At 55.3% G+C, this 15,343-nt stretch carries 14 protein-coding genes; 9 read left to right on the top strand and 5 right to left on the bottom strand.

Features of this window, described 5'->3' with window-relative positions; genetic code table 11:
- The first annotated feature begins 53 nt into the window (after positions 1 to 53).
- From DUE52_RS02695 to DUE52_RS02660, 8 genes are all read left to right on the top strand, one after another.
- Positions 54 to 1,019: a 3-hydroxyacyl-CoA dehydrogenase family protein gene (locus DUE52_RS02695; protein ID WP_114404406.1), complete on the top strand. Its 966-nt coding sequence runs from the start codon at positions 54 to 56 to the stop codon at positions 1,017 to 1,019.
- Entirely contained in the window at positions 1,016 to 2,098 is a 1,083-nt protein-coding gene (locus tag DUE52_RS02690) for a dipeptidase (protein ID WP_114404405.1), read from the top strand. Before DUE52_RS02695 ends, DUE52_RS02690 begins: the two co-directional genes overlap by 4 nt.
- A gap of 93 nt (positions 2,099 to 2,191) precedes the next feature.
- Positions 2,192 to 3,616, top strand: coding sequence for a neutral/alkaline non-lysosomal ceramidase N-terminal domain-containing protein (locus DUE52_RS02685; protein WP_229312043.1), 1,425 nt, complete (start codon positions 2,192 to 2,194; stop codon positions 3,614 to 3,616).
- A 75-nt stretch (positions 3,617 to 3,691) separates the two neighbouring features.
- On the top strand, positions 3,692 to 4,441 hold the full coding sequence (locus tag DUE52_RS02680; protein WP_114404403.1) for a phytanoyl-CoA dioxygenase family protein: 750 nt from the start codon (positions 3,692 to 3,694) through the stop codon (positions 4,439 to 4,441).
- 1 nt (position 4,442) lies between these two features.
- The gene (locus DUE52_RS02675) at positions 4,443 to 5,399 is read left to right on the top strand and encodes an NHL repeat-containing protein (protein ID WP_114404402.1); all 957 of its coding nucleotides are present in this window, start codon (positions 4,443 to 4,445) and stop codon (positions 5,397 to 5,399) included.
- Between the two features lie 24 nt (positions 5,400 to 5,423).
- Positions 5,424 to 6,230, top strand: coding sequence for an HpcH/HpaI aldolase family protein (locus tag DUE52_RS02670; RefSeq protein ID WP_114404401.1), 807 nt, complete (start codon positions 5,424 to 5,426; stop codon positions 6,228 to 6,230).
- Positions 6,230 to 7,186 (top strand): aldo/keto reductase, encoded by a 957-nt coding sequence (locus DUE52_RS02665; protein ID WP_114404400.1) that lies wholly within the window; start codon positions 6,230 to 6,232, stop codon positions 7,184 to 7,186. The genes DUE52_RS02670 and DUE52_RS02665 overlap by 1 nt, the downstream gene beginning before the upstream one ends.
- 14 nt (positions 7,187 to 7,200) lie before the next feature.
- Entirely contained in the window at positions 7,201 to 7,977 is a 777-nt protein-coding gene (locus tag DUE52_RS02660; RefSeq protein ID WP_114404399.1) for an SDR family oxidoreductase, read from the top strand.
- Here DUE52_RS02660 and DUE52_RS02655 read toward each other — a convergent pair.
- From DUE52_RS02655 to DUE52_RS02640, 4 genes are all read right to left on the bottom strand, one after another.
- Positions 7,974 to 8,681: a GDSL-type esterase/lipase family protein gene (locus DUE52_RS02655; RefSeq protein ID WP_114404398.1), complete on the bottom strand. Its 708-nt coding sequence runs from the start codon at positions 8,679 to 8,681 to the stop codon at positions 7,974 to 7,976. The two genes, DUE52_RS02660 and DUE52_RS02655, sit on opposite strands and share 4 nt — an antisense overlap.
- Positions 8,682 to 9,009: 328 nt before the next feature.
- Positions 9,010 to 10,023: a D-2-hydroxyacid dehydrogenase gene (locus DUE52_RS02650; RefSeq protein ID WP_114404397.1), complete on the bottom strand. Its 1,014-nt coding sequence runs from the start codon at positions 10,021 to 10,023 to the stop codon at positions 9,010 to 9,012.
- 4 nt (positions 10,024 to 10,027) lie between these two features.
- A complete protein-coding gene (locus DUE52_RS02645; protein ID WP_114404396.1) occupies positions 10,028 to 11,284 on the bottom strand; it encodes a mandelate racemase/muconate lactonizing enzyme family protein in 1,257 nt (418 codons plus the stop codon).
- A gap of 111 nt (positions 11,285 to 11,395) precedes the next feature.
- Positions 11,396 to 13,243 (bottom strand): glycoside hydrolase family protein, encoded by a 1,848-nt coding sequence (locus DUE52_RS02640; protein ID WP_114404395.1) that lies wholly within the window; start codon positions 13,241 to 13,243, stop codon positions 11,396 to 11,398.
- Positions 13,244 to 13,533: 290 nt separating this feature from the next.
- Here DUE52_RS02640 and DUE52_RS02635 point away from each other — a divergent pair, with 290 nt between their 5' ends.
- Positions 13,534 to 13,905: a hypothetical protein gene (locus tag DUE52_RS02635; RefSeq protein ID WP_114404394.1), complete on the top strand. Its 372-nt coding sequence runs from the start codon at positions 13,534 to 13,536 to the stop codon at positions 13,903 to 13,905.
- Between the two features lie 9 nt (positions 13,906 to 13,914).
- Here DUE52_RS02635 and DUE52_RS02630 read toward each other — a convergent pair whose 3' ends face one another.
- On the bottom strand, positions 13,915 to 15,342 hold the full coding sequence (locus DUE52_RS02630) for a phytoene desaturase family protein (RefSeq protein WP_114404393.1): 1,428 nt from the start codon (positions 15,340 to 15,342) through the stop codon (positions 13,915 to 13,917).
- Position 15,343 lies beyond the last annotated feature (1 nt).

Here is a 15,343-nt window from a genome sequence, read left to right as displayed (position 1 = left end):
CGAACAGAAGAGAGCTGCTGCGCTTATTTCCAGTGTTTTAACACCAACGAATTATGGGTAACACATCACCTGAAAAAGAAGAGATCCTGGTGACGGGCTGGGGCAAACGGACAACGGGGATCATCGCCTGTTTACGACAGGCCGGCCACCCGGTTACGGTATATACCAACCACCTGTTTGACACGACCGACTGTGGCCCGGTTTCGCCAATAGGAGTGGAAATCGATGCGTCGGATCGGCTGGTGAAGCAAATCCGGCACCTGGATAGTCCGTTGCCGGTCAATCTGGTCATTGCCGGTACCGATGAGAATGAGGCTCAGAAAAAAGCCCTGATCCGGCAACTGGAAGCGGTTCTTTCGCCTAATGCACTGATTGCCATTAATACGGAGAGCATTCCGCTCAGCAGTCTCCAGCAGGACGCCCGCCATCCCGAACGGATCATCGGCGTCAACTGGACCGAACCCGCCGATACGACGTATTTTCTGGAAATCATCACCAACGAAAAAAGCGACACCAAGCGGGTCGACGACTTTTATACTACGGCGAAATTATTCTGGCAAAAAGACCCGTATGTGATTCAGAATGACACCGGTATTCGAACCCGGATGCTGTGCGCTATGATTCGGGAAGCATTTTATCTGGTGGAAAACGGCTACGTTTCCGTCGAGGATGTCGACCGCGCCTGCCGGAATGATCCGGGCTATTATTTACCCTTTTCGGGCAATTTTCGGTATATGGACCTCATGGGAACGTTCATTTACGGCGTCGTCATGCAGGATTTGTTTCCCGAATTGTCGAAGGCCCGTCACGTTCCCCGGTTTTTTACCGAAACGGTGGAAAAGGGCGGTTTGGGCATGAGTACCGAAAAAGGCCTCTACGCGTACGAACCCGGAGAGGTGGAACAATGGGACGAATCGTTTCGGGAGTTTAGCCTCCAGATTCAGGAGTTGATCAGCAAATACCCGTTCAATTACGCCGAAACCCCGCAGCGGGTGAGCAAACAGACCGTGGTAGTATGACGAAGCGACTGATTTTCGACGCCCACCTCGACCTGGCGATGAACGCCCTAGAATGGAACCGGGATCTGTCGCGCCCGCTGGTCGAAATCCGGCAGCGCGAAATGGGCATGAAAGACAAACCCGACCGGGGCAAAGGCACGGTTTGTTTGCCCGAACTCCGGAAAGGCGGTATTGGCCTGGTGGTGGCCACGCAATTGTCGCGGGTGACGCCCTTGGGAAGTTCGCTGCCCGGCTGGCACTCGCCACAGCAAGCCTGGGCCATGACCCAGGCGCAACTGGTCTGGTACCGCGAGATGGAAGCTCTTGGCGAGATGGTTCAGATCACCAATCTGGCGGAACTGGAAGCGCATCTGGCGTTGTGGAACAACACCGGACAACCGGACGAAGAAAAACCGATCGGGTATATTCTGAGTCTGGAAGGGGCGGATTCGCTGGTGGATGTTTCGTATTTGCACCGGGCCTATGACTACGGGTTGCGGGCCATGGGACTGTCGCATTTCGGGCCGGGCCGCTACGCGCCGGGCACCAAAATGGAAGGGCCGCTGACGCCGTTAGGATTCGAATTACTGAACGAAATGGGCAAGCTCAACCTGATTCTGGACGTCACCCACCTGACCGACGAGGGATTCCGGCAGGTGATGGATCGCTATCAGGGGCCGGTTTGGGCCAGTCACCACAACGTCCGGAAGATCGTTCCGAACCAGCGCCAACTGACGGATGAGCAGATTAAACAACTCATTGAACGGGATGCCGTGATTGGCGGCATGCTCGATTGCTGGGCGATGGACATCCGGTTTATCGATACGGTTTCGGACCCCTGGCAACTGGACATCCGGCTCGAAAACCTCGTCGATCACTGGGATCACATCTGTCAGATTGCCGGCAACAGCCATCACGTGGCCATTGGAAGCGATCTGGACGGTATTTTCGGAACGGAACAGTCGCCCTGGGATATGAACTCAATTGCTGATTTGCGGAAATACGAGGACATTCTGGCTCGTCGGGGCTACCAACCCGCCGATATCGACAATATTTTTCACGGAAACTGGCTGCGGTTTTTACGCAAAGCCTGGAAATAAATAACTCCCAAGTTGCCCCCCACCCCCTAAAGGGGGCTTCTGATCCGGATGAAAAGCCCCCTTCAGGGGGTTGGGGGCAAACCGAACGAAACGATGAACTTTCAAGCCGGAGCGGCTCAGGTAGACATTACGCCCCCGTTGGGAACGCTGATCAACGGTGATTTTATCACCCATTACGCCCGCTATATCCACGACCCGTTGTATGCCAAGGCGCTGGTACTGCAACAGAACAACACGCTGGTGGCTCTGGTAATGGTCGACATCTGCGCCATGCCGAAAGATTTGGTGGATGAGGTCAAACAACTCATTCAGAATCAGACCGGAATTGCTCCCCAAAACGTGCTGATTGCCAGTACGCATACCCACGCGGCTGGCTCCGTGGCCAGTCTGCTGCTGGGAGCGGCCGATTTGCCCTACCGGCAAAAGTTGCCGGGTTTCATTGTGGAAGCGGTCGTGGAAGCAACGCAGCAGCTTCGGCCGGCCAAAGTCGGATTTGGGGCGGTTGACGTGCCGGAACACGTCGTTTGCCGCCGGTTTTTCATGAAGGAAGGCTATGCCGCCCGCAATCCCGTCACCGGCGGACTCGATGGCGTGAAAACCAATCCGTTCGGCGATGAGCAACAGATCGACCGGCGCGTGGTTCCCATCGACCCGCAAGTCGGTTTTCTGGCCGTGAAAGGACTGGACGACCAATGGATCAGTGTCCTGGCAAATTACTCGCTGCATTACGTCGGCGATTGGGAAAACGGCACGATCACCGCTGATTATTTTGGGGTGTTTTCCGATGAACTGCGCCGTCAACTGGGCGCGGGTTCGGCGTTTGTCGGCATGATGAGCAACGGCACGAGCGGAGAAGCCAACATCTGGGATTTTCTGGACCCCGACCGCTATCCGAAAGAGCATTTTGCCAAAAGCGACCTGATCGGCAAGGACATTGCTAGTCGGGTTGGCGAGGCTCTACAAACCGTTGACTGGCAGACGAATCCAGACCTTTTTGCTCACTATGCCGAGGTTCCGACGGGCGTTCGCAAGCCGTCGGCAGACGAACTGGAAACCGCCCGGAGTGTGGTGGCCGTATCGCATTATGAAGCCATTCAACAGGTCGATGCCGATGCGTTGCACCGGATTTATGCCCGCGAACAGGTGCTGCTGAACGACTATCCGGACACGATTCTGTTTCCGGTACAGGCCATTCAGATCGGTACCGGGCAGATCGGGGCTTTGGGTGGGGAGTTTTTTGCCGAAACCGGTTTGTGGCTCAAGCAAAACCGGTCGGGCAACTCCTACTTTACCATCACAATGGCCAATGGCTACGTGGGCTACGTGCCACCCGCGCACGAAATTCAGCGGGGCGGTTACGAAACCTGGCGGTGCCGGACCAGTTTTCTGGAATTGAGCGCCGAGGAGCGCATTCGAACAAAACTGGTGGACTTGCTGGATAAAAAGGAGTTAGAATTTAACGCAGAACTTTCTCTTGACGCCCCTAAATCCCCTAAAGGGGACTTGGACGCAGCTTAATTCGGATGCTAAAAGTCCCCTTTAGGGGAACGGGGCAATACTAGATAATAACGATCAACTAACGGTTCAATTCGCATGGAAACAGGAAACGCGCAAGACCTGAAAGAAGCCTTTCGCCGGGACGGATACGTTTTTCTACCCGGTTTTTTATCCCCCGCCGAGGTGGGTGAACTCAATGAACAGGTCAACAATTTTATCAGCGGAGCAGTACCCGCGATGCCCAAAGAACTCGTCTTCTACGAAGACAAGAACGATCCGGCGACCTTGAAGCAGCTCATCGATATGCAGAAATTCAATGCCTATTTCGATGTGATGCTCAATAACAGCAAATTCAAGCAGATTGCTGAGTTCCTGCTGGATGATGTGGCTATTCCTAAAACCCTTGAATATTTCAACAAACCGCCCAAAATCGGCAAACCGACGCCCCCGCACCAGGACAATTATTATTTCATGCTGAAACCGACCGAAGCGGTGACGATGTGGCTGGCGTTGGAGGATGTCGATGCCGAGAACGGTTGTGTTCGCTACGTGACCGGTTCGCACCGCCACGGCATTCGACCGCACGGACGAACCCAGACGCTCGGGTTTTCGCAGGGCATCACGGATTTCTGGAACGAAGACGATCAGGCCAAAGCCGTTGCTTTTCCCGCCAAACCGGGCGATCTGCTGATTCACCATTCCATGACGATCCACTGGGCCGAAGCCAACCGCACCGAAAACCGTACGCGCAAAGCCATTGGCCTGATTTACTGGGCCGAATCGGCGAAGGAAGATGCCGAAGCGAAAGCGGCTTACCAGAAAAAATTACACGCAGAAACCCTCTGAGATGATCGATCCGGACACGCTTATTGGTCACGGCACGCACCGGTATGAGGTTTTCCCGGACTGGGGCAAGCTGAATCCGGCGACGCATCCGGTCAAGGATTGCCACGAAATGGTGATCGACGCCCAGGGCCGGATTTTGATGCTGACCAATGAAACCCGCAACAACATCCTGATCTACGACCGGTCGGGAAAGCGGCTGGATTCATGGGGAACGGACTATCCGGGCGGCCACGGGTTGACGTTAGTTAACGAAAACGGCGAAGAATTTTTGTTGATTACGGACATTGATCGTCATCAGGTCATTAAAACGACGCTAACGGGTCAGGTTGTGATGGTTCTGGATTATCCCCGAGAGATCAGTGCCTACACCTCCGCCGACCAGTTTCTGCCAACCCAAACCGCCGTTGGCCCGACCGGCGATCTGTATGTAACCGACGGCTACGGCCTGCAATACGTCATTCAGTATACCAGTCAGGGCGAATACATCCGGCACTGGGGTGGACGGGGCGATGAAAACGGGCAGTTTGACTGCGTACACGGGATTGCGCTTGACACCCGAAAACCGGAAAATCCAACTTTGCTGATTACCTCCCGGAACCACAATGTGCTCAAGCGTTTCACGCTGGATGGGCAATACGTCAGTACGATTCCGCTGCCGGGCTCGTTTGTCTGCCGACCGGTTATTCATGATCAGTATGTTTTTGCGGCTGTCTTTCGGTCTACCACCAACCGGACTGTTGGCTCCGGCTACATCACCATTCTGGATAAAAATGATCGGGTAATCTCGACGCCGGGCGGCACCGAACCGATCTATGAAAACGGTATCTTACAAACGCAATCGCAACACCGTCCGGTTTTTGTCCATCCGCACGACGTTTGCATCGACGCAGACGAGAACGTGTACGTTTGCCAGTGGAATGCCAACAACGTATATCCCATGCAGTTAAAGCGGGTATAACGAAACGGAAAAACAGATTTTACCATGAAAATGCGCGAAAGCCGGGTATTGAAGAAGTTACGAGCTGGCGAAGTGGTCAGTTGTTTTAAAGTGAATTTTGGCGATGGTCAGGCATCCGAACTGGTGGCCTTAACCGGTTTTGACTGCATCTGGATCGACCGTGAACACCAGGGACAGGATTGGTCGGTGGTGAGTTCGCACATCTGGGCGACCAAATCGCAGGATGCCGATATCATGGTCCGGGTGCCGCGCGGCAGCTACAGCGATTACGTCAAACCGCTGGAACTGGACGCCACCGGCATTCTGGTGCCGCACTGCATGGGGCTGGAAGACGCGAAGAAAGTGGTTCAGATGACCCGTTTTCATCCCCTGGGCCTGCGGGCCATCGATGGCGGCAATGCCGACGGGGCCTATACCAACCTGGATTTTCACGAATACCTCCGGCAAGCCAATCAGCAGCGGTTTGTGGCGCTCCAGATCGAAGACCCCGAACCGCTCGACGAACTAGAGCAAATTGCCGCCCTCGACGGCGTGGACATGCTGTTTTTCGGCCCCGGCGATTTCAGTCAGGCCATCGGTGCGCCCGGCGAGTGGAACCATCCCAGATTGGTAGCCGCCCGCAAACGCGTCGCCGAAGTGTGTGTCAAACACGGCAAATTTGCCGCCACCACCGGCCCCATCGACCGGCTGGAAGAGTTCGTGGCGATGGGCTACAAGTTCGTCAGCGTGGGAGCCGATGTCGTGGGCGTCAGTAATTATTGTCACGGTCTGGTCAATCGCTTTAACAAGGAAACGACACCGGCTCAACCGGTTCAGGGAGGGTATAAATAATGAGAAAAAGGGAACTGGGAAAAACCGGCATCGCGGTTTCGGAGCTGGCTTTCGGTGGGGTTGAAATCGGATTGCCCTACGGCATCGGCGTTAAAAGCGCGGCTGACATGCTTTCGGAAGATGAATCGATTCGCCTGTTGCACGAAGCCACGGAATCGGGCGTCAATTTTTTCGATACCGCCCGCCTGTACGGCGCGAGTGAAGCCATCATGGGCAAGGCCTTTCGGGACCGGCGCGAACAGGTCGTGATCGGGACCAAATGCCGTCAGTTGCGCGATGGAAACGGCGAGTTACCAAACGGTTCTGACTTAAAAAAGCTCATCAAAACGTCGTTGCTGGAGAGCCTGACGGCTTTACAGACGGATTACGTGGACATTTTCATGCTCCACCAGGCCGATCTGGGCATTTTGGAGAATGACGAAATCCCCCAAATTTTTGCCGATTTAAGAGCAGAGGGCGCGATTCGGAGCACGGGCGTTTCGACGTATACGGTTGAGGAAACCCAGAAAGCCATCGAAACCGGGGTGTGGGATGTCATTCAACTGCCGTTCAACCTGATGGACCAGCGACAGGCGCAGGCGTTTGCACAGGCTGCGGAAAAGGGCGTCGGCATCGTCGTTCGGTCGGTTTTGATGAAAGGCTTACTGACCAGCAAAGGCCACCAACTGCACCCGGCCCTGGCCGATGTTGAAAACCACCTCCGCCGGTTTGATGACCTGGTGGCTACCGGTTTTCCGGATTTGTCGACACTGGCGGTTCGGTTCGTAGCCACCTTTCCGGAAGTGTCTTCCCTGCTGGTGGGCATCGACAAACCGGCTTATTTGCACCAGTCGCTGGCGGCCGTAAACGGCGCTCATCTGGATGCCGAAACCCTGGCCCGGGCGAAAGATCTGGCCTATCCCGACCCCACTTTTCTCAACCTGCCCCACTGGGACCGGATGGGCTGGTTAAACTAACTGCGAACAACCTTATGCATATCAACGATTTATTCAATTTAACCGGAAAAGTGAGTCTGGTAACGGGTGGCGCGGGCAACTACGGAAAGTGCATTGTGGAAGGGCTGGCGGAAGCCGGTTCGACGGTGATCACGGCTTCCCGCAACCTGGCCGCCGGGCAGGAAGTGGCCAACCAGTTTCAGGAACGGGGGCTGGACGTGTTTGCCCTGCCGGTCGATCAGGGCGATCCGGCTTCGGTTCAAAACCTGAAAACGCAAATCCAATTACAGTTCGGCAAGCTGGATGTGTTTGTCAACAATGCGGTTTCGCGACCCATGAAGGGCTACGATGCGCCCCTCTCGGATTTTGCGGAATCGATGCGGGTCAATGCCACCGGTTCGATGGACATTCTGCGCGAAATGGCCGACCTGATTGTCGAAAACGGGGGTGGAAGTATCATCAACATCGGCTCGATGATGGGCATGTTTGGCCCGGATTTGTCGAATTATGAAGGCACGACGATGGGTAATCCGCCCCCCGATTATTTCTTTCACAATGCGGGTTTACTCAACCTGACGAAATACATGGCCCAGATTCTGGCGGGGAAAAACGTGCGCGTCAACTGCGTCAGTCCGGGTGGTTTGTTCAACCACCAGCCGGAACGGTTTCTGGAGAATTACACCAAAAAAGTCCCCCTGCGACGCATGGCGAACCAGGACGACATCAAGGGGCTGATCGTGCTACTGGCGTCGGAAGCGGGCGCGTATATCAACGGCGAAAACATTCTGATGGATGGCGGTTTGAATGCTTAATGCCGCCATTTGACGTATTTCCCCTTGCTCAGTAACTCGGCCCACTGGTGGTAGCCCGCCAGCGTCAGGTGAACGCCGTCCCAGGAGTATTCTTTTTTCAGCTTCCCGGCTTCGTCCACAAAGTGCGGGTGGAGATCGATCACTTCGAAGCCTTCCGTTTGAGCCATCTCTTTCAGGGCCGCATTCAGTTTCTGGATGTGGCCTTCTTTGTTATAGTGGCTCTTGAGTTTCTGAAAAGAATCGTTGGTCGGCAGTAGTGTCTGGAAGTAAATTCGGGTGTTCGGCGTACCAGTTTTCAACCGGCGAGCCATCCGCCGGTAGTTTTGCAGAATGACGGCGTCGGGGATGTTGCGCGCCAGATCGTTGATGCCAATCAGGATAAAAACCTTCGCCGGACGCCCCTGAATCACTTCGTCGAGTCGTTCTAGCACGCCGAAGGTGATGTCGCCCGGAATGCCCCGGTTTTTGTACCGGCTGTCGCCCAGTAAATCGCTCCAGTCGGCCCAGAAGGTCAGGCTGTTGCCCAGAAAAACCACGTCTTTTCGGGAATGCGGCAGCGATCGGAACAGATCAACCCGGGCCTTGTAAATATCGGGCCGAACGGTACTGTCCCATTTGATTTCCTGGGCGAAAGCCGCCCAATTTCCAACCAACAAAAAGGCAATGAATGCCGCGGTCTTTCTACGTTGTTTGTGATGGTTCATAGCTGACTTGGTGTAGAAAACGGTTTGCTTGCGTTAGAGAGGTGTTTATTTTATTTTGACAAGTAAATAGCGGAGTCGTTTGCTGCCCCTGAAGGGGCAACACAGCGCAGCGTCGGTAGAAAAAATAGACCAGCCTTCTCCGCGTGCCGTCAGGTACGCGACTAGAAAGTTGTTACAAATCGTTGTGTACCTGACGGCACGCGGGAGCATGAAATATGCGTAGTTTCTACCGACGCTACGCTGTTTAATTCCTACGGGAATGGCTCTGGTATTCAATGAAAATCAATTAACCTACATCCTTCACAAGGATTCGGCTTCGTCCGTTCGGTCAATTCCCAGCCAATTGTGAAACCGTCAACTCATTCAATAAGGGTTTGCCGGTTTGAAACCGCAGGGTGTTTTCTAAAAAGATCGACGAAACACGCTCCAGAAACCGGGGACTCAGGCTGGACCCCGAAATGTGGGGCGTCAGGATGACGTTCGGGAAGTGCCAGAGCGGATGTTCCGGCGGCATTGGGTAGTGGTAGTGGGTGTCGAGGGCGGCCCCCGCAAACCAGCCTTCCGACAACGCTTGTAACAACGCCTTTTCCTGAATCAGTGGACCACGCGCCGGGTTCAGCAAAAAAGCCGTGGGTTTCAGCAGCCGCAGCTCGGATTCGCCCATGATGCCCGTGGTGGTTCCGGTCTGCGGAATCGCCATCACCAGAAAATCCAGGCTCTTTAAAAACGCTTCTTTTTCGGAACCATAAAACACGCGGTCGGGCAAATTGCCTTCGGAATCACCGGTGCCGGGGACATTATAAACCGCATCCCGCGGCTGAATCGGTTGCCGAACCAGCACATGAACCGTCATGCCCAGGGCCTTGGCCAGTCGGGCGGTTTCGCGGCCAATCCCGCCGTAGCCCCAGATGCCCACCACCGAACCGCGAATTTCGTTCTGAAACCGGGCCGACCGATCCCAGATCCGGCCCTCCTGATTCCGAACCAGCCCGCGCAGGTCCCGCGCCAGATTGATCATCATCGCGATGTTCCATTCCGCAATCGGCACGTCGAAAACACCCAGCGAGTTGCAGGCCCGGACACCCCGCTCCACAAGGTTTTTGCCAAACAACTGGCTGTAGCCGGCCGAACTGATCTGTACCAGTTTCAGCCGCTTCATCGCTTCGTGGTTTTCGGGAAGAAAAGTGCAGAACAGGACATCGCAATCCTGAATCTGATCGGTCGGCAAAGGTCGTGCTTTCTCTTCCGGCTGCTCCACAACCGCTACCGAAACTTCCGGAAGTTGCTGCAACGAACGGAGGACTGGTTCGTAGACCGGCATATCAATCAAGACATTCAGCATGGTTTCAGGTCGTCAGAATTTTGCCGGGAACGCTGTTGAATTCACCGCTGCCGGGAATGAACGGAAACCGGCGAATCGTCGCTTCACTCAGTTCAATGCCCAAGCCCGGTTTTTCGGGGCGCACTACGTAGCCATTTTTCATCTGTAAACTGTCGCCGATGACTTCGCTGTGCAGCGGGCCATAGGCCGGGGCGACTTCCAGGATCACCGTGTTCGGGCAGGCAAAACCGCAATGAATGTTCTGCATCTGCGAACCGCCCGCGCCCCAGGCATGGGGCGCAATTTTCTGTCCGCGTTGCGCCAGACGGGAGGCCACCTGCATAAACTGATCCAGACCGGCGGTAAAGGAAGCATCCGGCTGACCGATTCCGAAGCTGTCCTGTTCGATGAACGTCTGCCATTCGCAAACCGACGTCAGGCATTCGCCCCCGGCAATAATGGTTTTGGTGTTCCGGCGCAGTTCGGCGTAGAGGTCGGGCCGGGTGTAGTGCAGCGGTTCTTCCAGGCAAAAAAGATTGTACGGTTCCAGCGCCTGGGCGACCGCCGTGGCGGTTTCGAGTTCCCAGGTCAGCGTCGGGCTGTTGCCCATGTGGGCGTCGAACAGCAGCCAGAGGTCGTCGCCAAATTGCTGGCGGACGTATTCGGCTTTTTTCGCTTCCAGGTCAGCGGCTTCCGTTGGGTTAATGGAAATTTGAAAACCGCCCGCTTTCCAATACGCTCCGGCTCCGATTTTAACCCCCCGAAACCCCAGCGATTGGTAAAAGGCCACTTTGTCGCCCAGCTTTTCCAGGGGATAGTTACTTGGTCCACCCGTCGCATAGCAGGGAAGTTGATCCGGGGCAGAAAATGGGTTTTCTGCGGTTTGCGGAAAGCCGCCTTTCCAGGCTTCGCCGAGTAGTTTGTAAACCGGAACCCCCAGAGCTTTCCCTTTCAAATCCCACAAAGCGGCTTCGATTCCGGCCAAAACGATGGCTCCCAGGCCGACGCGGCACCAGAAATTACCGCACTGGTACATGCGCTGCCACAATTCCGGAATGTCCTCGACGGTATTGCCAATCAGAATCGGTTTGAAAAACTCTACGATGGCGGGGACGCCTTCCGGGAAAAAATACCCGGCGTAGGTTTCGCCCAAACCGGTCAGCCCGGCGTCGGTTTCGATGCGAATAAAAGCCGCACTGCGCAGTTGACGCGCTTCGGAAAGATACGGGTCGTTCGTGCAGGGACCCGTCAGCAGGATGGTTTCGACGTTTGTAATTCTCATGTCAGTCGGTGACTTCTTTAAGAAACCGCTTAATCATTTGCCCCCAACCCCCTAAAGGGGGCTTAACACTTCCGGATTTTGAAGCCCCCTTTAGGGGGTTGGGGGCAGTTTTTAAACCGTTTTAGACAGAACGGCGATTTCAAGGGCCGCCAACGTAATGGGCTCTTTGCTTTGGTTTTCAACGACAATTTTGTTCCAGCCGTCGGTGATGAGCGAAACCGGAAACCGGTACGTGTAGCCCACATGATCGTTGGTCAAATGCGTCAGCGAGCCGCAGGGGCGGAGCAGTTTGTCGGTCGATTCGTTTTTGAGATTCGGCCAGCAGCCGTTGATCGAAACCGGCAGGTAGGTCGGTTTTTCACCGGCTTTCAGCACCACCTGCACCAGCAGTTCCAGATTCTGGTCGGCCGGTTCGGCGCACATGGCCAGTTGGAACGAACGTTGTGCAAAAGGGCCGATGCTGGCGGGCAACTGGGCGGGAAGCTCAAACGGGGTTGGATTGAAAAACGCCCCGGCGGTGCTAAAACAATAGTGTTTGGTTTTCCCCCGCAGGAAATCGAGCTTGTCGATGTCGCGCAAGGCCGTGTAATCGGACCGAATGCCCGGAATTAGCGGTTGATCGGTACAGAAAAAGTTGAACCATTCGATGCCCTGCGCGCCCATCGCCAGTTTCGCGGCCGCATTGGCCCGCACAATTTCCGGACTGGCGCTAATGTACCGCATCCGCTCTTTGACCGTTCCCGATTCGTTCTGCGTGGGGAGGCTGTTGGCGCCATCGTCCACGGAACCGTAAATGGTTACGCGGTCGCCCAGGCGTTTTCTGAATTCGTCATGTGGCATGTCCCAGGTCGTGGCCCAGAAACCCGCCGGAATCACAAAATCGAGGGTTCCGTCCTGGCACAGCGTGACCACATCCACGCCGATGGCTTTCAGTTGGTCAAGTGCCCCCGGAATGCGCATCCCGAACGGGTATGGTTTTCCGGTTTTCTTGGCCTGACGCTGCGTGAGCGCGCGAATCTGGCGAAACCAGTCGTTCATCATGGCAATGGTTTCGGGCGAGGCACCGGGCTCGCAGCAGAGCGGTTGCCGCCACCAGTCCAGTTCCAGCCCTTCATAATCGTAATCTTCCACCACTTCCCGAATCTGCTCGAACATCAGGGCGCGGACTTCCGGTTTTTCGTAATTCAAACCGATTCGGTCCTGTGCATTCTGCAACCCGTAGGAAGCATGTTTAAGCCGCATTTCTTCCTTCTTGAAGAGCGGTAGATTGAAAAAGCTGCCTTCCACGTTCCGGCTGCCGTGCATGTCGTTCATCCGAATGCTGACCCAGGGCGAGATTTTCCGGCGTCGGCACGCTTTCGAGGTTTCGGCCAGCCAGTCCACGCCCGCGTCGATCAAATCCTGGTAGCGGTTCATGAAGCGGGTGAAATTGTCGAGGAATTCCTCCACCGCTTCAGGTTCCGTGATGCCCTGACAGACGGCGTGACCCCGGAAATAGTCGCGGTCACCGCGCTTATAGCCATCGAGAATGCTGGGGATTTTTTTGCTGGGATACCAGGCTCGGTTGGCGTTGGCGTTAATCACGAAGGTGTCGATGCCGTTGTCGGCCAATAGGTCCACGTAGCGGTGAATGGCTTTGGCTTTGAATGGCCCACCCACCGCTACGGGCTTGGTACCCATTTTTCCGGTGCGGGGATTGGCAACGGTTTTCAGCGAATAGTCTTCGGGTTGCCAGAGTTCCGGATTGTAAAAATATACGCAGGTGTCGCCATTGAACAGGTTGCGGTGTTTATCCAAAACCGGTTTTTTGGGCGGTGTCGTCTGTTGCTCATCCGTCGGCGAAAAGGGGCCGTTGTCCGATGAATCTTCCAGCAGATTTGGCAAGACCGGAACGGCCGTGGCACTGATTAAACCCGCCCGCAGGAAGTCTCGCCGGGTTTTCACTTTTTCAGATTTCATGACAACGCTTTAAGGGAAAGTGGGGTGATTTACGCCAGTAGGGTCACCGATGTTGTACAAAAGTAACTTCTGCCGGTTGGCTATTCTCTTACTTTTAGGTGCAATTCTGGTACTTTCTTTCAGGCAGGACGTCATTTGGGCGAAGTCATCCCGTAACCCGCCAGGGTTTACTCCCCCCCTGCCGTTTCTCAAAAGTAGCAGGGATTGACTCATTTGTGACAGCGTTTTCGCGTCCGAAATCGGACCTTTAATTCATCCAAAACGGACAACCAAACCAAACTTCCTACGCCATGAAAACGATCCTCCACTCCCTGTTCGTTGCTTCTTCCCTGACGCTGATAAGCGCTCCTTCCGCCCAGGCTGACCGCTACAAATCTGTTGCTCCCAAGGAGGTGACCGAGGTGGCTGCGCAGAATAAATTGAAAAATGATCTGACGTATTCGACGGCTGCTTATAAACATCCGAATAAAATAACCGCTGCCCGCCAGTGGGAGCCGGAATCGGGCGTTGAATTCCGGATTCGGAACCGCAAGGCGCAGGAAATTACCGGCTACCGGGAACACCAACGCCTGGGTGGTTTGGGCGATACGGCCATTGCGATCCCTTCAAAACCGGCGTTTGTGAACCGGAATTATAAACCGCAGAATGGAATAGCCGACTAGTTGCAGAAATTACCGGGTAAAAACATCTTTCAAGGCTCTCAGCGCGGCATGATGCCCGCACATACCGTGTACACCGCCCCCCGGTGGGGTAGACGACGAGCAGATGTAAAGTCCTTTTTCGGAGGTTCGGTAGGGCGACCAGCGCAACGCGGGCCGGGTGAAAAGCTGGCCGATGTCGATGATGCCGCCGTTGATGTCGCCCCCGATGTAGTTGGGATTGTGCGCTTCCATCTGGGCGGGATTCATCGTGTGCCGGGCCAGAATCCGGTCGCGGAAACCGGGTGCAAACCGTTCGATCTGGTTTTCGATGGCGTTGGTCATGTCCACCGTCGAGCCGTTGGGAATGTGGCAATAGGCCCAGGCGGTTTGCTTCCCCGCCGGTGCCCGCGTCACATCGAACAGACTTTGCTGGGCGAGAAGAACATACGGTTTTTCGGGATGCTGACCTTTCGAAGCCCGCAATTCCGAGTCGGCGATTTCTTCCAGCGTATTGCCCAGATGAACCGTACCCGCTTGCTGACAGCTTTCTGCGGTGAATGGAATCGGGCCGTCGAGCGCCCAGTCGACCTTAAAAACGCCCATGCCGTAGCGGTATCGGTTGAGTTGCCAGCGGTAGAGCGGTGAAAACCGATGTCCGGCAATTTGCAGGAGCTGTTTGGGCGTGATGTCGAACAAAACCGCCTTCGAGGAGGGCAGTTGCGCCAGCGAAGAAACGTAGAAATTCGTTTCGATTTTACCACCCAACGAGGTGAAGTAGGCGGCTAATGACCTGGAAATCTGCTGAGAACCGCCTTTTGGCAACGGCCACCCCCGTACGTGAGCCGCCGTCATCAGCACGATGGCAATGGCCGAGGTCGTGAAATTAGACAGGGGTTGAATGGAATGGGCGGCCATGCCCGCCAGCAACCCTTTAGCCTGTGGGGTCTCGAATAATTTCGCCAGCCAGGTCACCGGCGGCAGGGCTTTCAGGCCAAATTGCGCAAAATCGAGCGGGTGTTTGGGAAAGGTCAAGGGACCCAGCACGTCAAAATCGATGCGCGGCCATTGGTCGATCAGCGGTTTGAACAGGTTGCGATACGTTTTTTCGTCCGGCCCCAGCGAACGGGCGGTTTCGTCCATCGATCGGGTCAAAATGGCCGCTGTGCCATCGTCGAACGGATGGGCTGCGGCAATGGGCGGTTCGATGTATTCCAGGCCAAAAGTGTCGAGGGGCAGCGTCCGGAAAAACGGCGAGTTGACCGCCAGCGGGTGAATGGCCGAGCAGGTGTCGTGCATAAAACCGGGCAGCGTCAGTTCTGCCGAACGCAGTCCGCCCCCGATTTCCGGTTTGCCTTCCAGCACAAGCACCGAAAGCCCGGCCTGTTGCAAGGTGATGGCGGCTGCCAGCCCATTTGGACCGGAGCCCACAACGACGGCGTCAAAGTCAGTATTATGCATG

Source organism: Larkinella punicea, from assembly GCF_003334855.1.
Classification (GTDB): Bacteria; Bacteroidota; Bacteroidia; order Cytophagales; family Spirosomataceae; genus Larkinella; species Larkinella punicea.
Note: the sequence above shows the minus strand (reverse complement) of the source record. Positions and strands in the feature narration are given on the sequence as shown.

What these genes read in the sequence shown, in the direction of transcription:
- DUE52_RS02695 (WP_114404406.1), top strand. Translation starts at nt 54, where the DNA reads ATGGGTAACACATCACCTGAAAAAGAAGAGATCCTGGTGACGGGCTGG.
- DUE52_RS02690 (WP_114404405.1), top strand. Translation starts at nt 1,016, where the DNA reads ATGACGAAGCGACTGATTTTCGACGCCCACCTCGACCTGGCGATGAAC.
- DUE52_RS02685 (WP_229312043.1), top strand. Translation starts at nt 2,192, where the DNA reads ATGAACTTTCAAGCCGGAGCGGCTCAGGTAGACATTACGCCCCCGTTG.
- DUE52_RS02680 (WP_114404403.1), top strand. Translation starts at nt 3,692, where the DNA reads ATGGAAACAGGAAACGCGCAAGACCTGAAAGAAGCCTTTCGCCGGGAC.
- DUE52_RS02675 (WP_114404402.1), top strand. Translation starts at nt 4,443, where the DNA reads ATGATCGATCCGGACACGCTTATTGGTCACGGCACGCACCGGTATGAG.
- DUE52_RS02670 (WP_114404401.1), top strand. Translation starts at nt 5,424, where the DNA reads ATGAAAATGCGCGAAAGCCGGGTATTGAAGAAGTTACGAGCTGGCGAA.
- DUE52_RS02665 (WP_114404400.1), top strand. Translation starts at nt 6,230, where the DNA reads ATGAGAAAAAGGGAACTGGGAAAAACCGGCATCGCGGTTTCGGAGCTG.
- DUE52_RS02660 (WP_114404399.1), top strand. Translation starts at nt 7,201, where the DNA reads ATGCATATCAACGATTTATTCAATTTAACCGGAAAAGTGAGTCTGGTA.
- DUE52_RS02655 (WP_114404398.1), bottom strand. Translation starts at nt 8,681, where the DNA reads ATGAACCATCACAAACAACGTAGAAAGACCGCGGCATTCATTGCCTTT.
- DUE52_RS02650 (WP_114404397.1), bottom strand. Translation starts at nt 10,023, where the DNA reads ATGCTGAATGTCTTGATTGATATGCCGGTCTACGAACCAGTCCTCCGT.
- DUE52_RS02645 (WP_114404396.1), bottom strand. Translation starts at nt 11,284, where the DNA reads ATGAGAATTACAAACGTCGAAACCATCCTGCTGACGGGTCCCTGCACG.
- DUE52_RS02640 (WP_114404395.1), bottom strand. Translation starts at nt 13,243, where the DNA reads ATGAAATCTGAAAAAGTGAAAACCCGGCGAGACTTCCTGCGGGCGGGT.
- DUE52_RS02635 (WP_114404394.1), top strand. Translation starts at nt 13,534, where the DNA reads ATGAAAACGATCCTCCACTCCCTGTTCGTTGCTTCTTCCCTGACGCTG.
- DUE52_RS02630 (WP_114404393.1), bottom strand. Translation starts at nt 15,342, where the DNA reads ATGCATAATACTGACTTTGACGCCGTCGTTGTGGGCTCCGGTCCAAAT.